Source organism: Desulfovibrio sp. 86 (assembly GCF_902702915.1).
GTDB lineage: Bacteria > Desulfobacterota > Desulfovibrionia > Desulfovibrionales > Desulfovibrionaceae > Desulfovibrio.
On sequence record NZ_LR738849.1, the window covers coordinates 3,005,871 to 3,023,382 of the forward strand.

Genomic DNA, 17,512 nt, shown 5'->3' on the forward strand with positions numbered 1-17,512 from the left:
AAATACCAGCGCGTTTCCAGGAGGCTCTTTAATCAGTGCTTCGTTAGGTTACACGACATTGACGCTTTATGGCTTCCGGAAGGTTGTCTTCCGGAAGCCTAATCCCCTGGAGCAGAGTACTTTGAGAATACTCACTCTCAAAATTTATGATACGCTCGCTTCGGCGCTGAACCGCGCAAATAAATAGCGCGTACGCCTCCACAGCGGGCATCTGCTCAGGCAGCTGCCAGAGCAATTTCAAAGTGAAATTGCTCCAATGCTGGCAACACCGATGTGCCGGCTCATCAGTACTTCTGCCATATCAGCCGTAGGGCCTTCTGCCATGTGGTAATTTGTGGACAGTTTGCTGATGCCGATATACAATTTCCTAGGTTGCAATGCTTCTGTTTCCCAAACCGGAGGAAGACATGGGTAAGAGTACCGCCGCCAAACCTGCGCAGAATAAGGTCAAGGGGCATGCCCCTGAAGCCATTCAGAAAAAACTGGTGCTTACGGGCGCCGACATTGTGCAGCTTGGACCTGAAGCGGAATTGCTTGTTGGTGGTAAAAACTATAACACAGCGTTAATCAGCCAGATCGAGGGCATTCAGGCGCCGTATTTTCGCGCCATATCCTCCCTGGCCTTTCACCAGCTTCTGGATGAAACCAAGGTGAACGGGCGCGTGGTGCGCAGTGTTGTGGACCGTGAATACGGACGCATTGACTGGAACGACCCCGAAATTAACCAGGACCCGGACTTTCTGCAAAAATTTGTGCGCCAGCTCGGCAAACAGATTTATCAGGCCGCCAAGGCCGAAGGCGAGCAGTCGCACACCAAACTGCGTACCTTTATCAATAACATCGTCGAAGGCTTTGCCACCTCTCCCGAGGGCATTGATCAGTTGCGCAAGCGCTCTGTCATTGTGCAGGCGGCCATCCTTTCCGTGGAGGTTCCCTCCGATGTCAGTGAGGCCGTGCGCGGGGCTTACCGCGAGATCTGCCAGGACAATTCCGACGACATGACCCCTGTGGCCGTGCGTTCTTCCGCCGCTGGCGAAGACTCGCGCAAAAAAGCCTTTGCCGGCCTGCAGGACACCTATCTGAACATGGTGGGTGAAGAAAAGGTTGTCGAGGCGTACCACTGGGACTGTTCATCGGCCTACAACCTGCGCTCCATGACCTATCGCCGTGAGGCTATTCTGGACGCGCTGGCCAAGGCCGAGGCAACGGGCGACGAGTCCATTGCCGAAACCGCCAAGAAAGAATGGGCCATCGAGCACACGTCTCTTTCTGTGTGCATGATGCAGATGATCAACCCCGTCATTTCCGGTACGGCGTTTTCCGCTGATACGGCCACCGGTTGCCGCGGCACCAGCCGCAAGGACCTCGTGAGCATCGACGCCAGCTATGGACTCGGTGAGGCCGTGGTGGGCGGCAAGGTTACGCCCGACAAACTGTATGTCTTCCAGCGCGACGACGGCGCCGAGGTTGTCATCCGTCAGATGGGCTGCAAGGACATGAAGATTGTTTATGACGAAAGGGGCGGCACCAAGGAAGTGGAAGTGCCCGAGCTTGAGGCGCTGCGCTGGGCGCTTTCGCTCAGTCAGGCAGAACGAGTGGCCCAGGGCGTGCGCGCCGTAAGCAAGGCTTACGATGGCATGATTATGGACACGGAATTCTGCATTGACGCCAACGACAAGCTCTGGTTCGTGCAGGCGCGGCCTGAAACCCGCTGGAATGAAGACCTGGAAATGCACCCCACGACCATCTTCATGCGTCGCCGTGAAGTTGATCCCAAGGCTGCGGCTGAAGCCGAAGTCCTGGTAGAGGGTAATGGGGCTTCACGCGGGGCGGGTCAGGGCACGGTGCGCTTTTTGCGTTCGGCCCTGGAACTGAACAAGATTGCCAAGGGCGACGTGCTTGCCGCCGAGCGCACCGACCCGGACATGGTGCCGGGTATGCGTGTGGCCTCCGCCATTATGGCCGACGTGGGCGGCGACACAAGCCATGCCGCCATCACTTCGCGTGAACTCGGCATTGCCGCCGTTATCGGCATTCAGCGCCTTGACGTGCTGCGCGCCCTGGACGGCGCCGAGGTTACGGTTGACGGTACGCGCGGACGTGTGTACCGCGGCCTGCTGCCTTTGCACGAGGTTGGCGGTGAGATGGATGTGGCCAAGCTGCCTGCCACCAAGACCAAGGTCGGCCTTGTGCTTGCCGACGTGGGTCAGGCGCTCTTTCTTTCCCGCCTGCGCAATTTCGACCAGTTTGAAGTGGGTCTGTTGCGCGCGGAATTCATGCTGGGCAACATCAGCATTCACCCGCAAGCCCTGGAAGCCTTTGACAAGGGCGAGCTTGAAGGGGTGGTGCATGCCAAGCTGAAGGAGCTGGAAGACCGCCTTTCCAAGGTTCTGCGCGAGCAGATGTCCGTCGGGCTCATTGTCTTTAATCTTAACCTGCGCGACTACGTGGGCGAGGTCACTGGCCTTGCCGCCGAGCTGGCTGCCCTGGCCGACACCAGCAAAAACCTCAATGCCGAAGACGTGCTGTTGCAGCACCGCAAAATGCGCGAGCTGGATCACAAGATTGACCAGCATATGGAGATGGCCTCACGCCGTATCGAGGTTCTTAAGACTTCGCCCGATCTGGCTGACCATGTGCGCATTATTATGGGCTATGACGACGAACTTGCCCTGCAAAATAGCGCTGATCCCGAATCCGGAAAGCGCATTGCCGAAATTGAGGCCAGCGTTGAAGCCCATGTGAAGCGCATCAAGGATATGCCGGGCGTAATACGTCTTATGGACAACATCGCCCACCTGCGGGAAGAGGTGGGGCTGCGCTCCGGCCTCAAGAAAGAAATGGACGACGTGCGCAACCTGCCGGAAAAAATCCACAGCATGATCAAGGCTCGTGGCTTCCGTACCGGCAAGGAGCATTATGTGCAAACCCTTGCCCAGAACCTGGCGCTCTTCGCCATGGCCTTCTACGGCAAGCCCATCACTTACCGCACGACGGACTTCAAGAGCAACGAATACCGCAACCTGCTTGGCGGCAACCTCTTCGAACATTTTGAAGACAACCCCATGCTCGGGTACCGCGGCGTTTCACGTAACATCCATGACTGGGAAATTGAGGCATTCAAGCTGGCGCGTGGCGTATACGGCGGCTCCAATCTGCGGATGATGCTGCCCTTTGTGCGCACCCTTGAAGAAGCCCGCTCCATGCGCAGCTATCTTGAGCAGGTGCACAAGCTCAAGAGCGGTCAGGACGGCCTCAAGATTATCCTCATGTCCGAGTTGCCCTCCAACGCCATTCTGGCCAAGCAGTTCATTTCGGAGTTCGACGGTTTCTCCATCGGCTCCAATGACATGACCCAGATGGTGCTGGCTACCGACCGCGACAATGCGCGCCTTGCGCACATCTATGATGAAGAAGACCCCGCCGTTGTCTGGGCTATCCTGGTGAGCATCTTCACTGGGCTCAAGTATGGCAAAAAGGTGGGCTTCTGCGGTCAGGGCGTGTCCAATAGCCTTATCCTGCGCGGTCTGGTGGCCATTGCGGGCATTACGTCCGCCTCGGTTGTGCCTGACACCTATTATCAGACCGTGTTCGACATCGCCGCTGTGGAAGGGGAAAACATCCCCACCTCTGATCTTGGCAAATGGCTCGGCCAGCAGCACCACCAGCGTCTGGCTGCGCTTATGGAAAAGGCCGGTTACGGGCATATCCTCAAGAAATACAAGGACCCACAGGATATCCTGGAATGGTACGAAGGGGAGTTGCAGCGTCGTCACGAGCAGTTCCGCGAGCATCTCGACACTCCCAAGGAAGACTTCTACCGGTCGGAGCTGCAAAGCTTCCGTTCCTCCTTCCACAAGCCTGTGATCTATGCCACATGGAACTGGGACGATACCGTGCTGGACGCCCTGCACCATGCAGGCTTCCAGAACTTTGAGGAACAGGCCCAGGCCCTTGCGGCAGCCCGTTCCATACAGGAATAGCAACAAAGAACCACACAGGCTCCAGAGCCTGACAGCAAAACGGCCCGAAACCATCTTGGTTTCGGGCCGTTTTGGCGTTTTTGCCCCATATGCGACAAATGTTTTCAGTGGTAGCCCTGGTTACTCTTTCCAGCAGCGCAGGTGTTGGGGCAATCCCATTGTGAACGAGCACGCCGGTTTTGCATGGCACAGCCTGGACGGGCGCTGGAACGCGGCAGAGGTGCGCATGTTATTGCTCTGGCAAGCGCTCGAGGGGGATTGCATAGTTGAATCCTGTACTACACCAACTACGATAAGAGTTTTAGGGGGTGGGGGCGTGGGGGAGGAGACCCTTTTGCAAAAGGGTCCCTCCCCCACGAAGCATTTCTCAACAACACTTACAATGACACTATTCTATCTGCTTAGTGCGGGATGCCGGGCCATTGGCTCGCGGCGTGCTTCTGCCCTGGAAAGCCAGAATGGCAGCCATAATCAGGCAGGCAGAGCCTGCCACCAGCATGGCCATTTGAAAACCGTGCGCTATGGCTTCACGGTAATAGTGCAGGGCCGGGGCGGCCGTTGCATCTGTTGCAGCGGTGAAAACGAGCGCCTGAGCGCGCAGGGCGGCTTGAGGAATGCCGTCTGCCGTCATAAGCCGTGTGGCATACCTGACGGCTTCCGCACCGAGCAGCGCGCCCAGAATGGCAATGCCAAATGCCATGCCGCCTTGCCGCAGGGCATTCATCACGGCGGAGGCCGTGGCAAAGCGCGATTTATTTACTGAGCCTAAAACGCAGACGCCAGTGACAGGCACGGCCACCCCCATGCCGACCCCCATCAGGGCCAGTAGTGACCCTGTATACACATAGCCTGTGTCCACTTCGGCAAAAAACAACAAGGCCATGGCAACGCCGATAAGGGCATAGCTCCCGACCATCAGCCATTGGGCGCTGATTCGGGCGTGCAGTCTGCCAAAAAAAAGGGACACCACCGCAGTGAGCAAAAATTGCGGCATCATGCGCACTCCGGCCTCGGAAGCGCTGGCGCCCTGCGCGCTCTGAAAATAAAGTGAAAAGAAAAACAGGCTGCTATAGGTAGAAAAGCCCAGGATGAATGAGGCGAGATTGGATATGTCAAAGTCGGATTGCTTGAACAGGGGCAATGGCAACAAGGGGTTGGCAGTTCTGGATTGCTGATGCAAAAATACGACGAACAGAAGGCAGGAGCCAGTGAACGGGACTGTCGCCACAGTTGACAGCAGCCCATGCTGGCCTGCTGTGATAAGGGCGTAGGTCATGCCGCCCAGCCAGAGAATGCTGAGGGTCTGCCCGGCCACGTCAAGACGCAGATCCTTCTCTACGGCGATCTCCTTCATACCCCATCCGCCAAGCGCCAGTGCCACTATGCCCAGAGGGATATTGATCAGAAATATGCTCGGCCAGCCTGTGGAATCCACAAGAAGTCCACCCAGTAAAGGGCCGACAATGAGCCCGATGGCGCTGAATGTGGACCAGCCGCCAATAACCTTTGCCCGCAGCTTTGCATCATCAAAGGCGTGAAAAATGATGGACATGGCTCCGGGAATGATCACTGCCCCGGCCGCGCCCTGGACGCTCCGGGCAACAAGAAGCAGCCCTATACTGCCTGCAAAGGCGCAAAGGAGCGAGGCCGCAGTAAAGAGGGCCATTGCCAGCATCCATATTCTCTTGAGGCCGAACTTGTTGCTGAGTCCGCTGGCGGACAGCATAAAGGCGGCAAGGCAAACCGCGTAGGCATTGACTATCCATTGCAGCTCGGCAAGAGAGGCGTCAACGTCCGCCTGTATGGCGGGCAGAGCCACGTTGACGATGGTGATGTCAATATCGGCAATAAAAGTCCCCAAATAGGCGGCGGCGGTCAGCGCCACAAGCTTTTTATCCATGTGTGTTTCCTTATGGGCTTGCCTGAAGGTCTCGGTTCAGGCAGCACTGCAAGAAAATAAAGACCGACCGTCGGTCTGTCAATGGGGAAATAATGATTGCGGTCTGGGCAGGCAATGGTCAATACTGAGAGCAAGACACGAACACGAGGTTGCTGCGGATATGCCGAAAAAAAGCAGACTGTTGCTGGAAAATAACGTCGCCCTGAGCGCTGGTGAAAAGCGCCGGTCCGAACTGCTCGACATTGCGCGCGCGGTGTTTTTGGAAAAGGGGTTTGAAGCGGCCACAGTAAACGACATACTTGCGGCGGCCGCCTTGTCCAAGGGGGGCTTTTACCACCATTTCAAATCCAAGGATGAAGTGCTGAACGCGCTTCGCGCCCGTTATACGCAGTGGTTTCTTGAAGCGGTGGAAAGGAGCGTGGCCACAGTGCCGGAAACGGCCCTGGAGGAAAAATTTCAGACCTGGATCAGGGCCTATGTGGATGCGTATTTTTCAAGCTATGCCGAGCATGATCTGGTCTATCATTCGGTCCATGCCAGCCGGGCCAATGCGGATCGGCTGGCTGTGACCAGCAGTCTTGAACGCCTCTTGCAGCAGGGAGTGGAACAGGGAGTGTGGCGGCTTTCGTCTCCCGCATTTACGGCCACGATTATCTATTCAGCCATTCACGGAGTTGTGGACGAGAGCATTGCGGACGGCACAGGCTGTTCGGAGCGTCTTGAGGAACCTCTGGCGCAGCGTCTGGCGGATCGGCTTTATGTCTCGTTGCGGTTGCTGCTCCAGGCGTAACGAAAAGCGCCATTTTCCCGCAAGCAAAGTGCGGTGTTGCGGGATTGTTGTTGCTTTGTGCGAAGGTGTGGCGGGCAATGCCCTGTGCGGTGCAAAAGGCAAGGCGCTTGCTCTGTGTAACAAAGGTTGGGCTTTGGATAACACGGCGCTTGCGTGAAGGCGCAAGCGCGGCATATGCGCCTGGGGTGTCTGCTCCGGCAAGCGTTCGGGCGGGCGCACGCAGTCATTGAGAATGTGTATTCTCAATGGCTGCTCTGGTTTAGTTCAGGTAAAAGTAGAGGCTGTGCAACAGGTATTCTTCGCCCTTGCTCGCCGCCAGGGCCAGGATTTTACGCTTGATGCGGGGAAGCGGCGCAAGATCGCTGCCCAGAAGTTCAAGGTCTGCGAGCATGCGGGCTGATTCGCTGGCCGTCGCCTTTTTGCTTACGTAGCCCCAGACGTGCTCGGCGGCGTTTCTGGCCTTGCCCGGTTCAAGATCGCAGGCAAGGGCATCTTCGAGCAGGGCGTAAAACGCTTCCGCAGCCGGGCGATCGCTTTTGAGCAGATGGCGTATGGCGGAATAGGCATTGGGGCTGCGCTCCAGCACAAGGTACTTGTAGCGCGCCCATTCTTCCGTGAGGCTTTTACGCGGCAGGCCTGGCTGGGTCAGGTTTGCGCATTTGACCGCAGAGAGGTTTTTGTCCTTCACTTCCAGCATGACATCAAGCTCGCGATCTTCAAGCAGGCCGTGCATGTGCATGAAAGGGCGCATGGCGATGGTGAGGGAGTGCATGCCCGGTTTGCCGCCCGCCAACTGCTGCGAATAATGGATTTTCTGGCGTCCGCTGCGCGCGTTCCAGGTGGCTCCTGCGCGGTCAAGCCAGTGCTGCATGCCGCCATGGGGGGGCGGGTTCAGCTCATGATGAAAAATGTCAAAAATGGCAGGCAGTTCAAAGTCGTGGCACACTGCCAGAACATCTTCAATGGTGTAGATGCGCTCGTCATTTTCCAGAGCCAGTCGTTGCAGGATAGCATCGGGCAAAGCAGCAAGATTGTCGCGCAGCCTTTGTAACGCGGCAGGCTTGTCGCCATAGCCCCCGCCCAGATGCAGGATTATGCGGCATTCCGGGCCGGCTTGCAGGGAGTGAAGAAAGGCCGCGTGGTAGGCCAGGTCTGCCACGGCCTTGAGCACTACATCCTCACGAGGGGAGTTGAGCACCGTGTACTGGCCGGGATGCATGGAAAGGCGCACGCCGCTTTGGCGCGCGAGGGCGGCCAGGTTTTCAAGCTCCGGCCGCAATGCGGCCTGCCAGTCAAAATCAATGTCCTCATGCGACGCCAGCGGGATGCAGTCGGAACTGATGCGCATGAGTGCAAAGGACTCGCTGCGGCAATAGCGCAGCATGGCTTCCAGCGCGCCCAGATTGTTCCGGCTGACGGCCAGGAGGTTGTCACGGCTTGCGCGAGCCAGGGTAAGGCTGCTTTGCGCCGCCCCGGGCAGTCCAACGGTTTTACAGGCAAAGCCGTAGCGGATCATAAAAAATGCCTTTGGTGCAAAAAAGCCCCCGCTTGCGCGGGGGCTTTGTCATTCTACAAATCGGGAAGCGCCGGGCTGGCTTAGTACATGCCGCCCATGCCGCCCATTCCACCCATGCCGCCCATGTCAGGCATGGCAGCTTCTTTCTTGGGTTCGGGCTTTTCGCAAATGGCGCATTCGGTGGTCAGCAGCAGGGAGGCCACGGAAGCGGCATTCTGCAGAGCCGTACGGGTGACCTTTTTGGGGTCAATGACGCCAGCCTTGATGAGGTCTTCGTATTCGCCGGTAGCGGCGTTGAAACCGAAGCCGTCCTTGCCTTCGCGCACCCTTTCGACCACGATGGAGCCTTCAAAGCCGGCATTGTGGGCGATCTGGCGCAGGGGCTCTTCAATGGCGCGGCGGATGATGTTCACGCCAGCCAGTTCGTCGTCGTCAGCGGGCTTGATGTCGCAAAGAACCTTGGCCACGCGGATGAGGGCGGTACCGCCGCCAGGCACAATGCCTTCTTCCACGGCAGCGCGGGTGGCATTGAGGGCGTCTTCAACGCGGTCTTTCTTTTCCTTCATTTCCACTTCAGTGGCAGCGCCCACATGCACCACGGCCACGCCGCCCACCAGCTTGGCAAGACGTTCCTGCAGCTTTTCGCGGTCATAGTCGGAGGTGCTGTCTTCGATCTGGGCGCGGATCTGCTTCACGCGGGCCTTGATGTCTTCGCTCTTGCCAGCGCCGTCAACAATGGTGGTGTTTTCCTTGTCGATGACAATGCGCTTGGCGGTGCCAAGTTCGGCCAGGCTCATGTTTTCAAGCTTGGAGCCGGTGTCGTCGGAAGCCACCTGGCCGCCGGTCAGCACGGCGATATCCTGAAGCATGGCCTTGCGGCGGTCGCCGAAGCCAGGAGCCTTCACGGCGACAACCTGGAGGGCGCCACGCAGCTTGTTGACCACCAGGGTGGCCAGGGCTTCGCCTTCCACGTCTTCAGCGATGATCATGAGCGGACGGTTTACCTTGGCAACCTGCTCAAGCACGGGCAGCATGTCTTTCATGCTGGAGATTTTCTTTTCCGTGCAGAGGATGTAAGGATTGTCCATTTCGCAGACCATCTTTTCGGGATTGGTCACGAAGTAGGGGGAAAGGTAGCCGCGGTCAAAGCGCATGCCTTCAACCACATCCATGGTGGTTTCGAGGCCCTTGGCTTCTTCAACCGTGATGACGCCTTCCTTGCCCACTTTGGACATGGCTTCGGCAATGATGTTGCCGATGGTGGTGTCGGAGTTGGCAGAAATGGTGCCGATCTGGGCGATTTCTTTCTGGTCGCGGGTAGGCTTGGCAAGATTGGCAAGTTCGGCGATCAGGCTTTCAACAGCCTTGTCGATGCCGCGCTTGATGGCCATGGGATTGCGGCCAGCAGCCACAAGCTTGATGCCTTCGCGGTAAATGGCCTGGGCCAGAATGGTGGCGGTGGTGGTACCGTCGCCAGCGGCATCGGAAGTTTTGGAGGCCACTTCCTTGACGAGCTGGGCGCCCATGTTCTCAAACTTGTCGGAAAGTTCGATTTCCTTGGCAACCGTCACGCCGTCCTTGGTGATGACGGGAGCGCCAAACGACTTTTCAATGGCCACGTTGCGGCCTTTGGGGCCAAGGGTAATCTTGACGGCATTGGCAAGCTTATCAACGCCACGGGAAAGTTTTTCGCGGGCTTTAACATCAAAAAAAATTTCTTTAGCAGACATTGGGACATTTCCTCCTAGTGGTAATGCGGCAAAGGTGGGAGTTAGTCGATGATGGCGAGAATGTCTTCTTCGCGCATGACCAGATGGTCAACGCCGTCAAGCTTCACTTCAGTACCGGCGTACTTGTTGAACAGCACTTCGTCCCCGGCCTTGACGGCCAGAGGGGTGCGCTCGCCATTATCCCCTACCTTGCCGGGACCCACAGCCACAACCTGACCCTTGGACGGCTTTTCTTTAGCCGTGTCGGGGATGAACAGGCCACCGGCGGTCTTTTCTTCGGACTCAAGGCGTTTGACCAGAACACGGTCGTTAAGGGGTTTCAGCTTCATGACGTCAGATCCTCCCGGAAATGTTATTATCGTCCCTCAGGGACACAGCTATGTATGCAAAATAGCGTACATGCTGGAAATATTGCGCGTAACAGGCCATGTTGAACAGTCTGTCCAATCCGGCCCCGCACCGGCATAGAAATAAGACATGCTGGCGGGTTGAAAAGGGGGTTGTGTGGAATTTTTTTGAAGTTTTTTCTAACCATGTAAAATAATAGTAAATTACATGATTAAAAAAGAATCCGCACATCCGCTATTTCCGGCATCCGGCCCTTGCGGCAACCCGGCAAACCGGGACGCCGGACAGCGAAAGATCTTCGCGGGCTGTTACGTCACGGCACCATACGTTATTGGGCGGCAAAGTAAAGCCCTACTCTGCACTGATGGCGCGGGCCGGAATTTGATGGCCGTTGCCGCTGGCGGCGGCCCTTTGCGTCAGCCCTTGGACTCGACGAGAACAATGCCATTTTGAAATACTTTTGTGGGGGAGGAACCCATTTGTAAAAGGGTCGCCTCCCCCATGCCCCCACCCCCTAAAACTTTGACTGTTTTTTATTACAGTACAACGATTTTATAATCTGAAGGAGGCAGAAACAACGTCTTACAGACAGCGCGCCATCTAGGGGCTATTTGCTCTCAGGGACTTCACCGCAAGACAGCCTGAAAAACATATTGGCCCAAAAAGCGTCACAGGGGCCGCTGCATTTTGGCAGCGGCCCCTGTGACGTTTGTTTACTGTTTGCGGGATGCGGCCTGTTGTGCCTACACGGTGGCCTCATCTACCAGGAAGACAATGGAATAGTAGGGAATGCCGCCGTGCAGCGAAAGGCCGATCTGGCACGTGCGGCTTGAGGAGTAGCCGACCTCGCACGTGCTGACCTGCATGCGCAGACTCTTGAGCGCGGATTCATTGAGTTCCGGGTGTGTAAAGCCACGGTCGCCCGCCCAGCCGCAGCAGTTGATGCCGTCCGGCACGACAACGTTTTCGGCGCACATTTTGGCGAGCTTTTCAAGTTTGCCCTCAAGGCCCATCTTGCGCACCGAGCAGGTGGCGTGCAGGGCGATGGTTTTGGGTAGCTTGGTGAACCTGAGGCTGCCATCCATCTTTTCAAGGATGAACTCAATGGGCTCCATCAGGGTCAGCGACGGGTCAAGGGTTTGCTTCATGTGCAGCAGGCAGGGGCTGGTTTCACAAAGCACGGGGTATTGCCCGTTATTGCTGGCTTCCTTGAGGGCGGCTTCCAGTTCCTTTTCCTTTTTGTGGGCGGCGTCGGCAAGGCCCTTGCTGGCAAAGGCCATGCCGCAGCAGAGCTTGTCCAGATTCTTGGGCAGAATGACATCGTAGCCGCCCTTGAGCAGAACACTGATGACCGCTTCCGGCTCAGTGCGGCGGTCTGTGTGTTCTTCGCCAGGGCCCATGTTGCGGGCTATGCAGCTTGGAAAGTACACCACTCTTTTGGGATTGGCGCTGTGAATCTCAGGAATCCGTAACTTGCTGCCGCCCTTGGGCATATCTCTGTTCCAGAGAGGAGCCTTGTTGAAGGTGACGCAGCGCAGCAGCCGGGAGCCGTTTTCCATAAAGGTGGTGCCAAGGGCGCGGTGCAGCTTGTCCACACTGTTGAGCGCAAAGGATATGGCCCGGCAGGTTCCGGCAAAGTGGTCGGCGACGCTGTTGGCGACTTTTTTACTCAGGTTGCCGGCTTCTCTTTTGCGCAGGCTCTTGATGAAGACGCCGGTGTCCACTCCAGCGGGGCAGCGGGGGCGGCACAAACTGTCGGTCGCGCAGGTGGCGTTGCCCATATAGTCGTACTGCGTTTCAAGGTTTTTCAGTTCCTTGCTGCCGGGGGCAACCTCACGCAGGCGGCATATTTCGCGGTATGCCGTGATGCGCTGGCGCGGGGTGAGGGTCAGATTGCGGGACGGACAGACCGATTCGCAGAAACCGCATTCCATACACTTGTCCACAAGCTCGTCAGCCGGATGCAGGGGCTTGAGGTTCTTGATGTGCCCTTGCGGATCGGAATTCATGAGCACGCCGGGATTGAGAATGCTCTTGGGATCCAGCAGATCCTTGACGGATTTCATGATGCTGTAGGCGGCCGCGCCCCATTCCAGCTCCACAAAGGGAGCCACGTTGCGGCCTGTGCCGTGTTCGGCCTTGAGAGAGCCGTCGTATTTTTCGGTGATAAGCTTGCAGAAGTCGTCCATAAAGGCCGCATAGCGCGCCACTTCCGTGGGCGAGCCGAAGTCCTGCCAGAAAACGAAATGCAGGTTGCCGTCCCTGGCGTGGCCGAACAGGGGGGCCACCGAGTACCCGTGGCGGGCAAACAGGTCTTGCAGGTCTGTGGCGGCTTCGCCCAGGCGTTCGAGGGGAAAGGCCACGTCTTCAATAACAATGGAGGTGCCCACGGGGCGCATGCCGCCCACGGAGGCCAATATGCCCTTACGGATCAGCCAGAGTTTGCTGTATTCTTCGGGCTTGTCGGTAAACGCATGCGGCCGCACGAATTTTACGTCCTTGAAGGCGGCGTTGATGGTGGCGATGTTTTTGTCCAGCTCTTCCTGGGAGGAAGCGCGCGTCTCCACCAGCAGTGAGCAGACCTTGTCGTCAAGGGTGTCCAGCCCGTCGGGCAGGCCGGGGGTGCCCTCCACAGAGCGCAGAGAAGCCCTGTCCATCAGCTCGGCGGAGGAAACGGGCAGGGTGGCCACGGCGGAAGCGAGATCACAGGCATCCTTTACCGAGGGCAGCAGCATGAGGGCCGATGCCTTGAACGGTGCTTCTTCCACTGTGCGGTAGGTCACTTCGGCGATAAAGCCCAAGGTGCCTTCAGAACCCACCATGAGGTGCTGCAGGATTTCAAAGGGGTCTTCGTAATCAACCAGGGCGTTGATGCTGTAGCCCGTGGTGTTTTTGATCTTGAACTTGCGGCGGATGCGATCGGCCAGGGTTGTGTCGCTCATGATTTTGTTTCGAAGAGCGGTCAGGCCGTCAAGGATGTGGCCGTGGGTTCTGGCAAAGGCCGCACGGCTTTTGGCGTCGGCGGTGTCCAGCAGGGTGCCGTCCGACAGAACCATGCGGGTGGACAGCACCGTCTTGTAGGAGTTGTCGGAAGTGCCGCAGCACATGCCGCTGGCGTTGTTGGCAAAAATGCCGCCGATAAAACAGCTGTCGATGGAGGCCGGGTCCGGCCCGATTTTTTTGCCGAATTCCGCCAGTATCTTGTTGGCCCCGGAACCGATTATGCCGGGTTGAAGGGTGATTTTTTCGGCGTGCTCACCCACGCGCCAGTCTCTCCAGCCCTGGCCGATGCGCACCAGGACGGAATCCGTCACGGCCTGGCCCGAAAGGCTGGTGCCCGCCGCGCGAAAGGTTACGGGCACGCGCATGCGGTCAGCCACGCCCATAAGCTCAATTATTTCTTCTTCATTAAGCACGTCCACCACAAGCTTGGGGGTAAGGCGGTAGACGCTGGCGTCTGTGCCATAGGCAAACAGGCGTAGTGGATCAGTATATATCCGATTTTTAGGGATAAAGGCCAAAATGGCGTCGTGAAATTCTTTGTGGGGTGATGTCAGCATCAAGAGTCCTCCAGGGCAGGGCAAACCTGCGATGATTTACGGATAGCAGTACCTAAATTACCTATTGTTAATAAAAATCGCTAGTGGAAAAGTTAGGCAAAACGCTAGGATTCGAAGTAAAAATGCAATATCTATGGTATGATATGAGCTTATTTACTAATTTTTCATGGCAAACAGGAGGGTTCTCCTTCGACAGGTTCCTGAATGTCAGAAACTACACAAGCTCCGGCAACGCCGTGCAGAAATGCTGCCAAGCAAGGTATGCCGCGCTATGCCTACCGCGCGCATTTAGCTCATCTACCCTTTGCAAAAGGGTAGATGAGCTAAATGCTATAAAGGTTTTGGGGGGGCGTGGGGGAGGAGACCCTTTTGCAAAAGGGTCCCTCCCCCACAAAGCATTTCATCGTTGTTGTTTATTCCAGCCTCGGCAAAAAAACGAGACCACACCGACACTACTCAGGGTGGCCTGAGTGTGCGGCATGGTCTCGTCGGGTCTGCCCATTGGCCTGATCTGGTTGATCAAGCCTCACGGGTCAGGTTTCGTTGGCCAAGTTTCCCTGGCCTGGGGCCGTGTCAGATTTTTTCGATCTTTACGGCGCAGGCTTTATATTCCGCAGTTTTGGTAATCGGGTCCATGGCGGGATTGGTAAGCCAGTTGGCGTTGCTTTCACGGAAGTGAAAGGCCATCCAGACCATTCCCACGGGCATGTCGTCCGTAACCTTGGCCCGTACCGTCACTGAACCCCGGCGTGAAGACACGCGGATGTTCTCGCCGTCGGCTATCTGCAACCGGGCGGCATCTGCGCTGGATATGTCCGCCGTGTCGTGCCCCATGAGCGTGTTCAGCCCCTTGCTGCGGCCTGTTTGCGTTCTGGTGTGGTAGTGGTAGAGCCGCCTGCCGGAACTGAGAACAAAGGGATATTCCGCATCAGCCACTTCCGCTGCCGGCGTCCAGTTGACGGGCACAAACAGACCTTTGCCGCGTGTGAATGCCCCGTCCTTGTGCAGCACCGGGGTTCCCGGATGGTCTTCATGCGGGCAGGGCCATTGCAGACCGTCGCCCTCGATGCGGCGATACTTGATGCCGCGGAATAATTCGGCCAGTACCGATATTTCGTTGTCCCACAGGTCCTGGGCAGAATCCGATTCCCAGTGGTGGCCAAAACGGGCAGCCAGCTGCTTGAAAATCCACCAGTCCATCTTGGCCTGGCCTGGCGCGGTGCTGGCGGCGCGTACACGGCTGACGCGGCGTTCGCTGTTGCTGAACGTGCCGTCTTTTTCGCCCCAGGCTGCAGCTGGCAGGATTACATGAGCGAAGCGCGTCGTTTCATTGGGAAAAATATCCTGCACCACCAGAAATTCCGCAGAAGCCAGGCAGCTTTCCACATGGGTGATGTCGGGTTCCGTATTGGCAAGATTTTCGCCAAATATATACATGGCTCTGATTTTCTTTGACTTGAGGCCATCAAGCATGTCGGGCAGCATCATGCCCGCCCCTGCGGGCAGGGGCGTTTTCCAGAAGCGCTCAAGGCTTTCCCTGGCGGCCTTGTCGGCCACCTTGCCGTAGCCGGGGTAGGTGTCCGGCAGAGCGCCCATATCGCAGGAACCCTGCACATTGTTCTGTCCGCGCAGAGGATTCACGCCGCCCAAGGGCTTGCCCACATTGCCCAGAAGCATTTGCAGGGCCGCGCAGGTCAGCACGTTGTTAACGCCGCAGGTATGTTCTGTAATGCCAAGCGTATAGGCCAGCAGGGCGGGTTTGACCGAGGCCAGGTCGCGGGCGGTACGTTCAATGACTTCAGGCGCGATGCCGCAAATGGGCGCGGCCCACTCCGGCGTGCAGTCGGCCACGTTGCGCCGCAGTTCTTCAAAACCCAAGGTGTGCCGGGCCACAAAGTGCTTGTCATAGAGATCATCCCTGATGAGCACATGCATGATGGCGTTGAGCAGGGCGATATCCGAACCCACGCGCAGTTGCAGGTGGGTTTCCGCCTCCTTGGCTATGCCGGTGCGGCGCGGGTCCACGACAATGAGTCGGCACCCGTTGCGCACGGCCCGTTTGACGAGGGTTCCGGCCACGGGATGCGCCTCCGTGATATTGGAACCAATGAGTAAAATCATCTTGGCTTCGCCCAGGTGGGCAAAGCTGTTGGTCATTGCACCTGATCCAAATGATGTGGCCAGACCGGCCACAGTGGGGGCGTGTCAGGTACGCGCGCAGTGATCAATATTATTGGTCTTGAACACCGCGCGAAAGAGTTTTTGCATCTGGTAGTTATCTTCATTGATACTACGGGCGCAAGCCACACCGGCCACAGCGTCCGGGCCGTGATTTTCAATCACCTCTGAAAATTTGGCGGCTATGAGGTCAAGAGCCTCGTCCCATGAGGCCGTCCTGAACGAGCCGTCCTGACGGCGGATAAGGGGCTCGGTGAGCCGCTCCTCACTGTAGATGAAGTCATAGCCAAAGCGCCCCTTGACGCACAGGCTGCCCTTGTTGGGGCTGCCGTCTTCAACGCCGTTGACCTCAATTATGCGCCCGTCCTTGACGGACAGGTTCAACTGACAGCCCACGCCGCAGTAAGGGCAGGTGGTGCGCACCGTGTCTATTTTGTCTTCACGCACGGCAAGGCCATAGGACTTCTTTGCCGTAAGCGCCCCGGTGGGACATGCCTGAACGCACTCGCCGCAATGGGTGCAGCGGGTGTAGTCCACCAGGGGCCACCAGGATTCTTTTTCAGCCCTGCGGCCGAACTGCGGCGGTATGGCGTCATTGACCTGAATGGCCGAGCAGACAGAGGCGCAGCGTCCGCATTGCACGCAGCGGCTGAAGTCGCGCGTGATCATCGGGTGCTCGTCATCCAGGGGAAAATGCCCAGGTTCCGGCACAAGGTCCTTGACGGGCACATTGCACTTCATGGTCAGTGCCTGGAGCTGGCACTTGCCTTCGGCGGGACAGGGATGTTCACGATGGGGCATGGCCCCTGCGGCTTTTTGATAGGCGGGCCAGAGATCGGGGGGCAGTTTGCGCAAAAAACAGTCGTGTCGGCCTTCGGCCACCAGCAGGGAAAGGATGTTTTTGCGTGTGGCAAGTACCGTCGGGGAATCCGTCTCAATGATCATGCCGTCCTCGGCAGGGGAGGAACAGGCGGGCAGCAGGCGGTCGCGCCCCTTTACCTCGACGGAACAGATGCGGCAGACCTTGCCGTGGCCGGTCTTGGGCAGCCAGCACAGCGTGGGAATATAGACGCCGTGCGCCGTGGCGACATCCAGTATGGTCTGCCCAGGCTGAAAGGTAGCCTGCTTTCCATTAATGGTGACAAGCATAGAAACTCCCGTTCGGGCCAGAGGCGGCCCGTCCTTCATCTTTGCACGACGCGGCAAGGGGCGCGTACGCTTTATATTCAGCTTTTTGCGGCCTGCCCTTGGGCCGTCACTGAGCGGTCCTTGGGCTGTCCGCTTTTGGCACGTCCCCGCAGGGGATTACCGGATAACTCTTGATACTCACGTCAGCAGACTTTGTGCGCAACTAGAGCAGATCAACTTTGAAATGAGAAGCATTTCAAAGTTTTCATTCAGCCAGAAAATGTGATTTGCGACAGCCATCAGCAGGCTGCACGTTCTATTAACCAATTGCTGTCTTTGTCCGTAGCTTCCTTCGTCGCAACGGCCAAAGCTCGGCTGA

At 57.4% G+C, this 17,512-nt stretch carries 8 protein-coding genes; 2 read left to right on the forward strand and 6 right to left on the reverse strand.

The genetic code is table 11. From position 1 onward, the window contains the following. Window positions 1-407 precede the first annotated feature (407 nt). Window positions 408-3,983, forward strand: coding sequence for a PEP/pyruvate-binding domain-containing protein (locus tag DESU86_RS12325; protein WP_179981311.1), 3,576 nt, complete (start codon window positions 408-410; stop codon window positions 3,981-3,983). Window positions 3,984-4,371: 388 nt separating this feature from the next. On the opposite strand, the gene DESU86_RS12330 is transcribed toward DESU86_RS12325, so the two are convergent. Further along, a complete protein-coding gene (locus DESU86_RS12330; RefSeq protein WP_179981312.1) occupies window positions 4,372-5,883 on the reverse strand; it encodes an MFS transporter in 1,512 nt (503 codons plus the stop codon). A gap of 160 nt (window positions 5,884-6,043) precedes the next feature. Here DESU86_RS12330 and DESU86_RS12335 point away from each other — a divergent pair, with 160 nt between their 5' ends. Then, window positions 6,044-6,673, forward strand: coding sequence for a TetR/AcrR family transcriptional regulator (locus tag DESU86_RS12335; RefSeq protein ID WP_179981313.1), 630 nt, complete (start codon window positions 6,044-6,046; stop codon window positions 6,671-6,673). 259 nt (window positions 6,674-6,932) lie between these two features. On the opposite strand, the gene uvsE is transcribed toward DESU86_RS12335, so the two are convergent. From uvsE to fdhF, 5 genes are all read right to left on the reverse strand, one after another. Then, window positions 6,933-8,189, reverse strand: coding sequence for a UV DNA damage repair endonuclease UvsE (gene uvsE, locus DESU86_RS12340; RefSeq protein ID WP_179981314.1), 1,257 nt, complete (start codon window positions 8,187-8,189; stop codon window positions 6,933-6,935). A gap of 80 nt (window positions 8,190-8,269) precedes the next feature. Beyond that, complete coding sequence (gene groL / locus DESU86_RS12345; RefSeq protein WP_179981315.1) at window positions 8,270-9,919, reverse strand: chaperonin GroEL; 1,650 nt, start codon at window positions 9,917-9,919, stop codon at window positions 8,270-8,272. A gap of 41 nt (window positions 9,920-9,960) precedes the next feature. Next, a complete protein-coding gene (groES, locus tag DESU86_RS12350) occupies window positions 9,961-10,248 on the reverse strand; it encodes a co-chaperone GroES (protein WP_179981316.1) in 288 nt (95 codons plus the stop codon). A 762-nt stretch (window positions 10,249-11,010) separates the two neighbouring features. Further along, window positions 11,011-13,827 carry an FAD-binding and (Fe-S)-binding domain-containing protein gene (locus DESU86_RS12355; protein WP_179981317.1) on the reverse strand — a complete coding sequence of 939 codons (2,817 nt, stop codon included), beginning with the start codon at window positions 13,825-13,827 and terminating at the stop codon, window positions 11,011-11,013. A 573-nt stretch (window positions 13,828-14,400) separates the two neighbouring features. Then, complete coding sequence (gene fdhF, locus DESU86_RS14570; RefSeq protein WP_179981318.1) at window positions 14,401-17,154, reverse strand: formate dehydrogenase subunit alpha; 2,754 nt, start codon at window positions 17,152-17,154, stop codon at window positions 14,401-14,403. Window positions 17,155-17,512 lie beyond the last annotated feature (358 nt).

Coding starts and splice junctions, on each gene's coding strand:
- groES (WP_179981316.1), bottom strand. CDS start 10,248: ATGAAGCTGAAACCCCTTAACGACCGTGTTCTGGTCAAACGCCTTGAG.
- uvsE (WP_179981314.1), bottom strand. CDS start 8,189: ATGATCCGCTACGGCTTTGCCTGTAAAACCGTTGGACTGCCCGGGGCG.
- DESU86_RS12325 (WP_179981311.1), top strand. CDS start 408: ATGGGTAAGAGTACCGCCGCCAAACCTGCGCAGAATAAGGTCAAGGGG.
- groL (WP_179981315.1), bottom strand. CDS start 9,919: ATGTCTGCTAAAGAAATTTTTTTTGATGTTAAAGCCCGCGAAAAACTT.
- DESU86_RS12335 (WP_179981313.1), top strand. CDS start 6,044: ATGCCGAAAAAAAGCAGACTGTTGCTGGAAAATAACGTCGCCCTGAGC.
- DESU86_RS12330 (WP_179981312.1), bottom strand. CDS start 5,883: ATGGATAAAAAGCTTGTGGCGCTGACCGCCGCCGCCTATTTGGGGACT.
- DESU86_RS12355 (WP_179981317.1), bottom strand. CDS start 13,827: ATGCTGACATCACCCCACAAAGAATTTCACGACGCCATTTTGGCCTTT.